The sequence below is a fragment of the Pseudomonas sp. TE3910 genome (assembly GCF_056279025.1).
The window spans coordinates 4,366,971-4,379,544 of the sequence record NZ_JBWBQN010000001.1 but is presented as its reverse complement, the minus strand read 5'-3'; the positions used below and the strand labels follow the sequence as shown (position 1 = coordinate 4,379,544).

Genomic DNA, 12,574 nt, shown 5'->3' with positions numbered 1-12,574 from the left:
GCCCTTGTAGTGGATGGCGCATGTGCGCCGGCGAATAAGGTGTTAAGCCCCTGCCATGAAACCATCGCTCGTCCTAAGAATGGGCCAGCAACTGACGATGACACCGCAGTTGCAACAGGCCATCCGTCTGCTCCAGCTTTCCACACTGGACCTGCAGCAGGAAATCCAGGAAGCCCTGGAATCCAACCCGATGCTCGAACGCCAGGAAGATGGCGACGACTTCGATAACAGCGACCCGATGGCGGATAACGCCGAATCCAAGCCGACCTCGGAATCCCAGGAAACCAGCTTCCAGGAAACCGCCACTCCCGTGGAAAGCCTTGAGGAAGGTGAGTGGAACGAGCGTATTCCCAATGAGCTGCCGGTAGACACCGCCTGGGAAGATATCTATCAAACCAGCGCCAGCAGCCTTCCCAGCAACGATGACGACGAGTGGGACTTCACCACCCGCACCTCGGCGGGTGAAAGCCTGCAGAGCCACCTGCTGTGGCAATTGAACCTGGCGCCAATGTCGGATACCGACCGACTGATTGCCGTCACCCTGATCGACTGCATCAACAACCAGGGCTATCTCGACGAAACCCTGGAAGAGGTCTGTGAGTCCTTCGACCCGGAACTCGATATCGAACTGGACGAAGTGGAAGCCGTCCTGCACCGCATCCAGCAATTCGAGCCTGCCGGTATAGGCGCCCGCAACCTGAGCGAATGCCTGTTGTTGCAGTTGCGGCAGATGCCGGCACAAACACCCTGGATGACTGAAGCGCAACGACTGGTCAGCGACTACATCGACCTGCTCGGCAGCCGCGACTACAGCCAGCTGATGCGCCGCATGAAGCTCAAGGAAGACGAGCTGCGCCAGGTGATCGAACTGGTACAAAGCCTGAACCCACGCCCCGGCTCACAGATCGAGTCCAGTGAACCCGAATACGTGGTGCCTGACGTGATCGTACGCAAGGACAGCGATCGCTGGCTGGTTGAACTGAACCAGGAAGCCGTCCCACGCCTGCGCGTCAATCCACAGTACGCAGGCTTTGTACGCCGCGCCGATACCAGCGCAGACAACACCTTCATGCGCAATCAGCTTCAGGAAGCCCGCTGGTTCATCAAGAGCCTGCAAAGCCGCAACGAAACGCTGATGAAGGTTGCCACCCAGATCGTCGAACACCAGCGTGGATTCCTCGACCACGGTGACGAGGCCATGAAGCCGCTGGTGCTGCACGACATCGCCGAAGCGGTGGGCATGCACGAATCGACCATATCCCGGGTGACCACGCAAAAGTACATGCATACCCCGCGTGGCATTTACGAACTGAAGTACTTTTTCTCCAGCCATGTCAGCACCTCCGAAGGCGGAGAATGCTCGTCCACGGCGATTCGCGCGATCATCAAAAAACTGGTTGCAGCGGAAAATCAGAAAAAGCCATTGAGTGACAGCAAGATCGCTGGTTTACTGGAGGCACAAGGCATCCAGGTAGCACGACGCACCGTCGCCAAGTACCGCGAGTCGCTCGGCATTGCACCGTCGAGTGAACGCAAGCGACTGATGTAACGCACCTGAGGTGTGCCACCGCAATTCAAGTGGCAGGCGCAATACCTGCCTCTTTATGCACCGGCAACAAAAGGAGAAGCTGTATGCAAGTCAACATCAGTGGACACCAAGTAGAAGTCACCGAAGCGCTGCGCACTTATATCGGGGAAAAACTCGAGCGTGTTGAGCGTCACTTCGACAAGATCACCAATGTGCAGGTCATTCTGGAGGTCGAGAAACTGAAACAGAAAATCGAGGCCACCCTGCGCATCCCTGGCGGCGAAGTCGTCGCCAATGCCGAGCATGAAGACATGTATGCCGCGATCGACCTGCTTGCCGACAAGCTCGACCGCCAACTGAAAAAACACAAGGAAAAACAGCAGGCCTTGCTGCAAGGTGCAGCCGCTCGCTGATCCCCCCCACTCATGATCCGACTTGAAGATATCCTGACCCCCGGCCGTTCACTTGTGAACGTGCCGGGCGGCAGTAAAAAACGCGTACTCGAACACATTGCCAACCTGATTGACCGGGAAGTACCGGATCTGGAAATGCAAGATGTCTTCGAGAGCCTGATTGCCCGCGAAAAACTGGGTTCAACCGGTTTCGGCAACGGTATCGCCATTCCACACTGCCGCCTCAGTGGCTGCACCGCACCGATCAGTGCGCTGCTCCACCTGGATGCCCCCATAGATTACGACGCCATCGATGGTGCTCCCGTAGACCTGCTGTTCGTACTGCTGGTTCCGGAAGCCGCCACCGACGAGCACCTGGAGCTGCTGCGCCAGATCGCCAGCATGCTTGACCGCAAGGACGTTCGCGAAAAACTGCGTGCGGCCGGCGATAGCCAGTCCCTGTATCAGGTCGTACTGGATGTACAGAACGGGCACTGAACATGCGTTTGATCATCGTCAGCGGCCGGTCCGGCTCAGGTAAAAGCACTGCCCTCGATGTGCTCGAGGACAATGGCTACTATTGCATCGACAACCTTCCGGCCGGCTTGCTGCCGCAGCTTGCCGAAAGTGCGCTGATCAATACCGAACTGATGCAACCCAAGGTTGCCGTGTCCATTGATGCACGCAACCTGCCAAGCCATCTCTCCCGGTTCCCGGAACTGCTTGAAGATGCACGCAACCGGCATATCCAATGCGACGTGCTGTATCTGGACGCCGATGAAGAAACCCTGCTCAAGCGCTTCTCGGAAACCCGTCGCCGTCACCCGCTGACCAACGCTCAGCGCTCGCTGGCTGAGGCCATCCGGGTCGAGACCGAACTGCTCGGTCCTATTTCCGATCTGGCCGACCTGAAGATCGACACCACCAACCTGAACCTGTACCAGCTCAAAGACTCGATCAAGCTTCGCCTGCTCAATCAGCCAGAGCCGGGTACTGCGTTCCTGGTCGAATCATTCGGCTTCAAGCGTGGAATGCCCGTAGACGCTGACGTGGTGTTCGATGTGCGCTGCCTGCCCAACCCCTACTGGAAGCCAGAACTGCGAGATCACTCCGGGCTTGAGCAACCGGTAATCGACTACCTGGCCGCCCAGCCGGATGTCGAAGACATGTTCCAGGATATCTCCGGGTATCTTCTCAAATGGCTACCCCGCTTTGCCGCCAGCAACCGTGCGTATGTCACCATTGCCATCGGTTGTACCGGTGGTCATCATCGCTCGGTCTATCTGACCGAACGCCTGGGTCAGTTGCTGCAGCAATCGCTGAAGAACGTCCAGGTCCGCCACCGCGACCTCTAGCCACAGGACTCTTGTGCGATGCCTGCTCTTGAAATAACCATCATCAACAAGCTGGGCCTGCATGCCCGCGCAGCCGCCAAGTTCGTTGGCGTTGCAGGCCGTTTTCCTTGCCAGGTACGAATTGGCCGTGCACCGGACAAACTGGTCGATGGCAAGAGCATCATGGCCGTGATGATGCTCGCAGCAGGCAAAGGTACCCAGGTACACCTGCACACCGAAGGTGAAGACGACACAGAGGCACTCAACGCACTGGTTGAGCTGATCAACAATCGCTTTGACGAAGGCGAATAACGCACAAGCATTCTACTGCCCCCCTTGTCGCACACAGCCGCGTGCCCTTCTGGTAGCCCAACACCAAGCCGAGCTACCAGACGTAGGATCCACTACGACAGTTGCTCAATCACTCACGATATCCAGTTGTTCAATCAGAAGCGAGCGCCCCAATGAGCGTCCAACGGGCTCGCGATCACGGCCTACAGCAACGATTTGCTTGAACAGTGCGTTCATATTGCCCGAGACAGTAAACGGGTTCAGCGCATGCTGCACCTCGCCATGCTCAATCCAGAAACCAATGCCGCGCATGGAGAACTCACCGCTTCATCAGGCGAGAATCCCTCATTCAGGTCGATGCTCACCTCAGCCTTGCACTGACCAACGTAGACTGCCAGCCCAAGCCAAGCTGTAGCGTCGGTGTACAGGGGGCCCACGTGATCACCTGCCACCCGCTGCACACGGTGTGCCGTACGCAGCGCAAGCGCTTCACAGGCATCGGCACCTTGTGCGCGAGCCTCAGCAAGCAGCACTTCGACATGCGCCTTCAAGTCGGGCAGATTTTCAGGCCCTACAGCCTCCGGCGCCTTGTTCACATCATTCATCATTGGGAAATCCTTTTCTTGAGCCAGGTAAAGTGAGGCCTGCGCAGCGCTAACGCGCACGTTCGCCGGGCAAGCGATACGTTCAAGAAGGACGAACAGCGAAGAAGGGCTTACGCCACGACAGTACGAGAGTCCGTTTCAGTGTTCGTATCCTTATCGAACGACAGAACGGACTCCACGCCTGCAAACAGATGACCTGATCCTACATAGTTATGGCCAGGCCCAAGGGAATCAGCTACCAGCGACCGTCATTTTCTCGATCAGTACGGAGCCAGTGTGGATATTGCTGCGGGTTTCCAGATCATTACCGATTGCAACGATTTGCTGGAACATGTCTTTCATATTGCCGGCGATCGTCACCTCCTGAACCGCAAACTGGATCTCACCGTTCTCCACCCAGAAACCTGCCGCGCCACGGGAGTAATCGCCTGTCACCATATTCAGGCCATGCCCCATCAGTTCAGTGACCAACAGGCCGCGCCCCATGCGACGTAACAGTGCAGCCTGATCTTCATCACCATGGGTGACAAACAGGTTGTGCACACCACCGGCGTTGGCGGTGCTCGGCATGCCCAGTTTGCGCCCGGAATAAGTGCCCAGAACATAAGACACCAACTCACCGTTTTTGACGAATGGCTTGGCATAGGTTGCCAGCCCATCACCATCGAAGGCCGCACTGCCCAAGGCACGCTGCAGGTGCGGACGCTCATCCAGGGTCAGCCAATTCGGGAACAACTGCTGGCCCATGGCGCCATCGAGGAACGACGATTTGCGGTACAGGTTTCCACCGGAGATCGCCGACAGGAAGCTGCTGAACAGCCCACCGGCCAGTTCCGCCGAGAACAGCACCGGCACCTCGCAGGTGGGTACCGGGCGCGCGCCCAGACGGCTGGCAGCACGCTGCGCAGCGCGCCGGCCAATGCTCTGCGGGTCGGCCAGCAACTCGCCCTGACGATTGACGTCATACCAGTAGTCGCGCTGCATCTGCCCATCGCCCTCGGCGATCATCACGCAACTCAAGCTGTGGCGCGTCGAGGCATAACCGCCGATGAAACCATGGCTGTTGCCGTAGACGCGGCAGCCCTGATGGGTATTGAGGGTGGTGCCATCAGCATTCTTGATCCGTGGATCGGCCTCGAATGCCGCCGCCTCGCAGGCCAAGGCCTTCTCGATGGCCTGTTCCGGAGTGATGTCCCAGGCATGGTAAAGATCGAAGTCCGGCAAATCGCGAGCCATCAACGCGGCATCAGCCAGCCCGGCGCAATCGTCTTCGGAGGTGTGCTTGGCAATCGCCAGTGCGGCAGCAACGGTTTCACGAATCGCCTCACTGCCGCTGGCCGAGGTGCTGGCCGAACCTTTGCGCTGACCAACGTACAAGGTGATACCAAAGCCTTGGTCACGGTTGAACTCAACCGTCTCTACTTCACGTTGACGCACCGAGGTCGACAGCCCCTGCTCCAGCGAAACGGCTACTTCGCAGGCACTGGCGCCTTGGCGCCGGGCCTCGGCAATGATCTGCTCGACCTGCTCCTGCAGTGCCGGCAGGGCTTGCGGACCTACGCTCTGGACTGAACTCATGGTCTTCTCCACTCAAAATCTGCTCTCGGCACGGGTCAACTCACGACCGGGCCGGACAAGCGGCCCCCGACTGGTTATCATGGCGGCGTTTCCACGCGGACTGCCACCATGGTTGATTCTTACGACGATGCCTTCGACGAAGGCGAAAAAAGCAAAACCCAGATCAAGCGCGAGCTGCATGCGCTGGTCGACCTCGGCGAGCGCCTTACAACGCTCAAGCCGGACACCCTGGCACGCCTGCCGCTGACCGACGCCCTGCGCCGGGCCTTGGCCGATGCCAGCAAACACACCGCCCACATTGCCCGTAAACGCCACTTGTCGTTCATCGGCAAATTGATGCGCGATCAGGACATCGAGGCCATTCTTGCGCTGCTGGACCAACTCGATGCCTCCACTCGCCAGTACAACGAACGATTCCACAACCTTGAACGCTGGCGCGACCGTCTGATCGGCGGCACCGACGAAGACCTCGAGCGTTTCGTCAACGAATACGCCGAAGCGGATCGCCAACAGCTGCGCTCGCTGATCCGTCAGGCCCAGCATGAGCTGGCGCGCAACAAGCCGCCAACTGCCAGCCGCAAGATCTTCAAGTACATCCGCGACCTCGACGAAACCCAGCGCGGCCTGCGCTGATCTTCGTAGCCGAGCCGGCACCCTGCCGGCTCGACCTTTTCGTCATGCGCCCGTGCCACCCACGGTAATCGCATCGATCTTCAGCGTCGGCTGACCCACACCCACAGGCACCGATTGCCCATCCTTGCCACACGTGCCGACACCACTGTCCAGCGACAGGTCGTTACCGACCATCGACACACGGCTCATGGCCTCCGGCCCGTTACCGATCAGGGTCGCTCCCTTCACCGGCGTGGTAATTTTGCCGTCCTCGATGAGGTAGGCCTCACTGGTGGAAAACACGAACTTGCCACTGGTGATATCCACCTGCCCGCCGCCAAGGTTTGCGCAGTACAGGCCACGCTTCACCGAAGCGATGATTTCAGCCGGGTCGCTGTCACCGGCACGCATGTAGGTGTTGGTCATGCGCGGCATCGGCAAGTGTGCATAGGACTCACGCCGACCGTTACCGGTGCGCGCCATCCCCATCAAGCGGGCATTGAGCTTGTCCTGCATGTAGCCTTTGAGGATGCCGTTCTCGATCAAGGTGGTGCATTCGGTGGGGGTACCTTCGTCATCGACGCTCAGCGAGCCGCGGCGCCCTTCCAGGGTACCGTCGTCGACAATGGTGCAGAGACTGGACGCGACCTGCTCCCCCAAACGACCGCTATAGGCCGAGCTGCCCTTGCGGTTGAAATCACCCTCAAGACCATGGCCGACCGCTTCATGGAGCAACACCCCTGACCAGCCCGGGCCGAGAACCACAGGCAATGTCCCGGCCGGCGCCGGAACCGCCTCAAGGTTGACCAAGGCCTGACGCAATGCCTCGCGGGCATAGCCCATGACACGCTCATCGGTGAAGAAGCGGTAGTCAGTGCGCCCGCCGCCGCCGTGGCCGCCGCGTTCACGGCGACCATTCTGCTCGACGATCACGCTGACGTTGAAACGCACCAGCGGTCGCACATCGGCAGCCAGGCTACCGTCGGCGGCCGCGACCAGGATGCGCTCCCAGACGCCGGCCATGCTGACACTGACCTGCTGGATACGTGGGTCCAACTTGCGGGTTGCCGCATCGACACGCTTGAGCAGCTCGACCTTCTCGGCACGGCTGATGACCTCAAGTGGATTGTCCGGCGAGTACAACTGCACCACGTCCTGGCTTTTGAACGCCTGAACGCTGCCGTTCTGTCCAGCTCGGGAAATTGAACGGGCAGCACGAGCCGCCGAGCTCAAGGCCTCAAGGTTGATCGCATTGCTGTAGGCGAAACCGGTTTTTTCACCGGATTGGGCACGAACACCTACCCCCTGATCGAGGTTGAAGCTGCCCTCTTTGACAATGCCGTCCTCCAGTGCCCACGACTCGGAAATCTGCCCCTGAAAGTAAAGGTCGGCGGCATCGATACCGGGCCCGGCCAGCTCACCGAGCACCGACTGCAGGCTGTCCAGGGTAAGACCACCTGGCGCCAGCAGGTGCTCACTGACGGTGGATAACAACTCGCTCATAGTCACTCCGAGGTGTGCGCAGGCCGCAAGGCGTCCTGCGAAAAAAAGCGCCGGTGCAAGGCCACCGGCATCCGCGCCCGGATGGACGCCTGTTCGCTGCTGTCGCGTTCGGCCAGCAGCACGGCTTCGCCGGTGTCCTGTTCGGCGACGATGCGCCCCCATGGATCGACGATCGCCGCATGACCAAAGGTTTCCCGTGGACCGGGATGAGTGCCGCCCTGAGCCGCAGCCAACACATAGCACTGCGTTTCAATAGCCCGGGCACGTATCAGCACTTCCCAGTGTGCGGCACCGGTTACCGCGGTAAACGCCGCCGGCGCACTGATCAATTCAGCCCCCGCTTCGCGCAAGGCGCTATAGAGCTCCGGAAAGCGCAGGTCATAGCAAACACTGAGCCCCAGACGGCCAACCGGCGTATCGGCCACGACCACCCGACTTCCATGGGCATAATCATCGGACTCACGATAACGGCCACGGTTGTCGGCCACATCGACATCGAACAGGTGCAGCTTGTCGTAGCGCGCCACCTGCTGCCCCTGATCGTCGATCAGCAACGAACAGGCATGGGCTTTCGCGTCGGGCTGCCCGACCGGCGGCAAAGGCACGGTTCCGGCCACAATCCATAACCTGAGGTCACGTGCCGTCTGTTTCAACCACGGCAGGATTGGCCCCTCGCCAAGCGCTTCGGCTCGGCCGATTGCGGCACTGTCACGACGCCCCATGGCCGCAAAGTTTTCTGGCAAGACTGCCAGCCGCGCACCGCCATGGGCTGCACGCTCAAGCAATGCGTGGGCCTGGGCCAGGTTGCCAGCAATATCGCTCTGGCTGACCATCTGAATCACGGCTGCTTTCATCAACGGTTCTTCTCGAAAGGTTTGATAAAGCTAATCTTAGGCTCTTTCCACGGGCCTTCGACGCGATAGTGCACGCTGGCATAACGTGCCACCCGGTCCCCCAGCAGGCGGTCAACCAGGAACAGGGCACCGCCAATGGCCGGCGCACCGACAATCAACGCCGCCAATGGCAGGTTGTTGGTCACCGGCAAGGTCACCAGCAGGTTGGCATCGATCTGGTCTCGAACCATGTCCAGTGTGCCATCCAGCTCCAGATTACTTGAGGGCCCCGTCACGGTGATCGGTTCACGCGTCACGTAGACGCCCTCACTGGCGACCAACAAGCCTTTGACCCGGTCATAACTCAGGCCTTTGCCAAGCAGGTCGGAGAAGTCCAGGCGCAAGCGACGGCCAATCGAGTTGAAGTTCAGCAGACCAAACACCCGCAGCGCCTGAGCGCCACCTTCCACCTCGACAAACTGGCCTTTGCGTAGCGAGGCATCAAGGCTGCCGGAAAACCGCTTGAGGCCAACCCAGGCGGGCGAGCCTGGCCAGCGGCCGTCGGCGTCCAGACGAAAATCCCGACTGGTCACGGTCGGTGCGAACTTCCAGGCCTTGAGCACATCTGCCACGTCCTTGCCTTCCAGACGGCCCTTGTACCAACTACTGCTCGCCCCCGGCACACCCTCCCAGCCAGCGTTGCCGTCAATCATCAAGCCTTTGAGATTGAGGTCCAGATCCTTCAGCGCTACGCCCTTGGCCGTGGGCCGCAGCTTCAGCGACCAACTGCCCAACAGATCGTCACCCAGGAACAACTTGCCGATGGTCAGGTCGACTGCAGGAATTTTGCGCGGATCGACAGTAGCCAAGGGGTCCGGGGCATCCGGGGCCGTAACCTCAGCGGGATCAGCCGACGGCAGATGAATGGTCTGCAAATTAAGGGTGATCGGTTGTGCCTGGTTATCCGGCAGGCGCGCATTACCTATGACCTCCTTGCTGTCCAGGCGCACGCCCCAACTGTCATTGCTACGGTTGACACGAACCACCGCCTGGTTGAGGTCAAGACCGAATGCCTTGACCTGCCCAATGCTCACATCGGCACTCTGGAGGGCTTGCCGGGCACTGCCGCCTGGATCGTTTCCGGCATAACGTTCCAGCTGTTTCTGCCAAAGCGCCACGTCCAGCTCGGCCAGCTTGCCACTCAACCGCACGCCCTGGGCAGAGGGCAACTGGGCATTGCCTTCGCCAAACAACAGTTCGCCGCGCCCTTGGCCGGGCTTGCCCACCGGCGATGCGTACACCAGGTTGGCAAGGTCTGCGTAATCAACATCGTAACGGCGCTCAGGGCCTTGCAGGTTCATCCGAAACTGGCTGTTACGCACCTCGCCAGCGGATTTGCCAAACGGTGCAGGCAAGTCGATTGCCAGCCCCTTGAGCGTGGAGTTGATCGTCAGTTGATTGCTGCGGCTACCCAAGGCTACCTGCAGCTCGTAGGGCAGTTCGCCAGACAGCGGCAAGGCTTGGTTGAACTGCAGCCAGTCGGTCAGCGCCTTGAGCCCGATCTGCCCCTTGGCAGCGAGGCGGGTCTGCAACTGACCGGGCTTGCCTTCCGCGAAAATCTGCGCAGTGAACGGCTTGTCGAACGCCCGGGCCGTAATGCCCTGACCGCTCAGGCCCTTGTCATAATCAAATCGAAAATCGCCCTTGAGCTGGCTCAATTCCAGCGCCGGCTCACGGATCTTGAGGCGTGCATCAGCCGTACTGAAGTCCACCAGCACCTTGGGCTGTTGCCCCTTCACCAGTGGAACATCGAGCTTGAGCTTGCCCACCAGGCTGCCCTCGCCCTCCCAACCGGCAAAGGTCGGCCCGGTGCCAATAGGTGCCTCCTGGAGAATCTTCAGACCATCGCCAAGCCCGCCGGAAAATTCGCCATCAAGGTACAAGTGGCTGTGCTCGCCACTGTCCACATGGGGAATATCGACTATCACGTTGCTAACCTGGGTATTGAGCAACTCCCCACTGCGGGCCTTTACCCGCACCCCGGCATCGTCGATGAACACGTCGCCGTCGACGTTGTGCACCGTCGGCCAGCCAGGCTGAAAATCGAGGGCCGCATCATGCACCTTGAAAAACAGGCTGATGCTCCGGGCCTCAGGGGATGCCCCGTGGTTCAGCGAGCCCTGGTACTGAAAATAGCCCTCATCGACCGCACCCTTGAGAATTGCCGTGCGCAGCCACTCATCCAATGCGGGGCTCAAGACTGCCGGCAGGTACTTGCCAGTGTAACGACCGTCACCCTCGACCAGACCGACACGCAGGTCCATGTAGTCCTCAAGCGCAGGGTCGAAGAGCAGACGAATCAGGAAATCGCCAGCGATCTTGCCTTCCTCTCCCAGCACCTTGAGGTAAGGCGCAATGAGGGTGAAGCCGTCCTGATCCAGACGCCAGGTCAAGCGTGCATTGGCTTTCTGGTAATGCCAGGGTTTGGCGAAGATAGGATCGAGATGCAGCATGAATGCATCGGTATCAAGGCGTAGCTCACCCTGACCAAGGTCACCACTGATGCTGCCACTGACGTTTCCTGCCGCCGGTGCACCGTGGTAGGCCGAAAACCCCACCCGGTCGAGGTTGGCTGCAAAGCTCAGGCGCTGATCGCCACTGGCCTTGGGTCGAATATCCAGCCGCACGTTGCGCAAGCCACCGGTCACCTTGAGACCATCAACCACGGCCATCAGAGTGTCCGGCAGCGGAGCCAGGGCATCGATCAGCGGCGTGAGCGGGGCAAGGTCCAGGCGATCGGCCTGCACCTCCCAGGTTTCTTCGGTTTTCTCGGTGGCCGCCAACTGGCGCAACTGGATACGAGATTCCCAGCGGGTTTCGCCCAGGCTCATCGCCAGGGAGTCTACGGCCACTTCGAAGCCCTGCTCGCTACGCTGGAACCAGGCGTTGAGGGCCAGGTTATCCAGGGCGATGGCTTTGCGCCCGGTATAGGCGCCGCGCAACCGCGGCGCGTTCATGCGCACCACCGCACTGCTCACCGCACCGTTCGACCAGTTGAGCCAGACCTCGCCGCCACTACGCAACTGCTCGGCCTTCCACTGCCCCAGCCATTTCGGTGGTATCCACTTGGCCCAGTCACTCTGCGGCAGGCTCAGGTACGCCTCTAGTTGCGCCTCACGCCATTGAGCCGGGCGAATCCGGCTGCGCAGGCTCAAGGCCAGCGGCTGGCCGTCGGGCAGGGTCGCACGCGCATCAAGACGCTGGCGCACACTGCCGGTCTGTAGCCCGAGGCTGACATAGGTAAGGGTTGTCGGATCACGCTGGAACGGCTCAAGGGTCACCTGGCTGTCGAAAAGGGAAACCTTCGAGACCACCTGAAGTTGGGTCAGCACCTGCTCAGGGTCGAGTGATTGCGCTTGCGTGACGGGCAAACCCTTCAGCGCCCAACGGCCATTCTCATCTTCATGCAGGCTCACCTGCAGGCCACCCAACTCGATCTGGGCAATGCGTAGCTGACGCTCCATCAAGCTGGCCCAAAGGTCTGGCACGACCCTGACCGCATCCAGGCGCAAGGCGTTGGGGCCATCACCCAGCTGCACATCACGCACCAGCAACACCGGCGCCAACCCATTCCAGCGTCCCTCCAGGGCCCCGATATGGACAGGCATGCCCAAGGCCTGCTCGGCCTTGTCCTGAGCGTCATTCCGGTATTCAGCCACCAACGGCACCAACTGCCGCCCAAGGCTTACGTAAAGTGCGACAAGCACTGTCAGCAGGGCGCAACCGCCCAAGCCCCAGCGAGTCAATGCGATCAGAACGCGCGTCAGACGTTCCATGTCGATGTCTCCCCGAGTCGAGCTTTAACTATGGCCCGGACTACCGGCTTTGCCAGCAGCCA

General features: G+C 60.2%; 10 protein-coding genes and 1 pseudogene. 6 read left to right on the top strand and 5 right to left on the bottom strand.

Going from position 1 to position 12,574, the window contains the following annotated elements:
• The first annotated feature begins 55 nt into the window (after window positions 1-55).
• The 5 genes from ACZ9H3_RS19975 (at window position 56) to ACZ9H3_RS19955 (ending at window position 3,566) form a co-directional block, all read left to right on the top strand.
• Window positions 56-1,549 (top strand): RNA polymerase factor sigma-54, encoded by a 1,494-nt coding sequence (locus ACZ9H3_RS19975; RefSeq protein WP_065760932.1) that lies wholly within the window; start codon window positions 56-58, stop codon window positions 1,547-1,549.
• A gap of 83 nt (window positions 1,550-1,632) precedes the next feature.
• Window positions 1,633-1,941 carry a ribosome hibernation-promoting factor, HPF/YfiA family gene (hpf, locus tag ACZ9H3_RS19970; protein ID WP_065760933.1) on the top strand — a complete coding sequence of 103 codons (309 nt, stop codon included), beginning with the start codon at window positions 1,633-1,635 and terminating at the stop codon, window positions 1,939-1,941.
• A gap of 12 nt (window positions 1,942-1,953) precedes the next feature.
• Entirely contained in the window at window positions 1,954-2,418 is a 465-nt protein-coding gene (ptsN, locus tag ACZ9H3_RS19965) for a PTS IIA-like nitrogen regulatory protein PtsN (RefSeq protein ID WP_099773638.1), read from the top strand.
• 2 nt (window positions 2,419-2,420) lie between these two features.
• Window positions 2,421-3,275, top strand: a complete 855-nt coding sequence (gene rapZ / locus ACZ9H3_RS19960; protein ID WP_099773637.1) for an RNase adapter RapZ — start codon at window positions 2,421-2,423, stop codon at window positions 3,273-3,275.
• Window positions 3,276-3,293: 18 nt separating this feature from the next.
• The gene (locus ACZ9H3_RS19955; RefSeq protein WP_065759401.1) at window positions 3,294-3,566 is read left to right on the top strand and encodes an HPr family phosphocarrier protein; all 273 of its coding nucleotides are present in this window, start codon (window positions 3,294-3,296) and stop codon (window positions 3,564-3,566) included.
• A 105-nt stretch (window positions 3,567-3,671) separates the two neighbouring features.
• Here ACZ9H3_RS19955 and ACZ9H3_RS19950 read toward each other — a convergent pair.
• Window positions 3,672-3,860: pseudogene (locus ACZ9H3_RS19950) on the bottom strand (metallopeptidase TldD-related protein); the annotation flags it as partial.
• 521 nt (window positions 3,861-4,381) lie between these two features.
• Window positions 4,382-5,728, bottom strand: a complete 1,347-nt coding sequence (pmbA, locus tag ACZ9H3_RS19945) for a metalloprotease PmbA (protein WP_065759398.1) — start codon at window positions 5,726-5,728, stop codon at window positions 4,382-4,384.
• 108 nt (window positions 5,729-5,836) lie between these two features.
• On the opposite strand from pmbA, the gene yjgA reads away from it, so the two are divergent.
• A complete protein-coding gene (yjgA, locus tag ACZ9H3_RS19940; RefSeq protein WP_065759397.1) occupies window positions 5,837-6,361 on the top strand; it encodes a ribosome biogenesis factor YjgA in 525 nt (174 codons plus the stop codon).
• A gap of 42 nt (window positions 6,362-6,403) precedes the next feature.
• On the opposite strand, the gene tldD is transcribed toward yjgA, so the two are convergent.
• The 3 genes from tldD to ACZ9H3_RS19925 are packed head-to-tail and all read right to left on the bottom strand — an operon-like array spanning window position 6,404 to window position 12,512.
• Entirely contained in the window at window positions 6,404-7,843 is a 1,440-nt protein-coding gene (gene tldD, locus ACZ9H3_RS19935) for a metalloprotease TldD (protein WP_065759396.1), read from the bottom strand.
• Window positions 7,844-7,845: 2 nt separating this feature from the next.
• A complete protein-coding gene (locus ACZ9H3_RS19930; RefSeq protein ID WP_065759395.1) occupies window positions 7,846-8,697 on the bottom strand; it encodes a carbon-nitrogen hydrolase family protein in 852 nt (283 codons plus the stop codon).
• Window positions 8,697-12,512: a YhdP family protein gene (locus ACZ9H3_RS19925; RefSeq protein ID WP_476222189.1), complete on the bottom strand. Its 3,816-nt coding sequence runs from the start codon at window positions 12,510-12,512 to the stop codon at window positions 8,697-8,699. The genes ACZ9H3_RS19930 and ACZ9H3_RS19925 overlap by 1 nt, the downstream gene beginning before the upstream one ends.
• Between the last annotated feature and the right edge of the window lie 62 nt (window positions 12,513-12,574).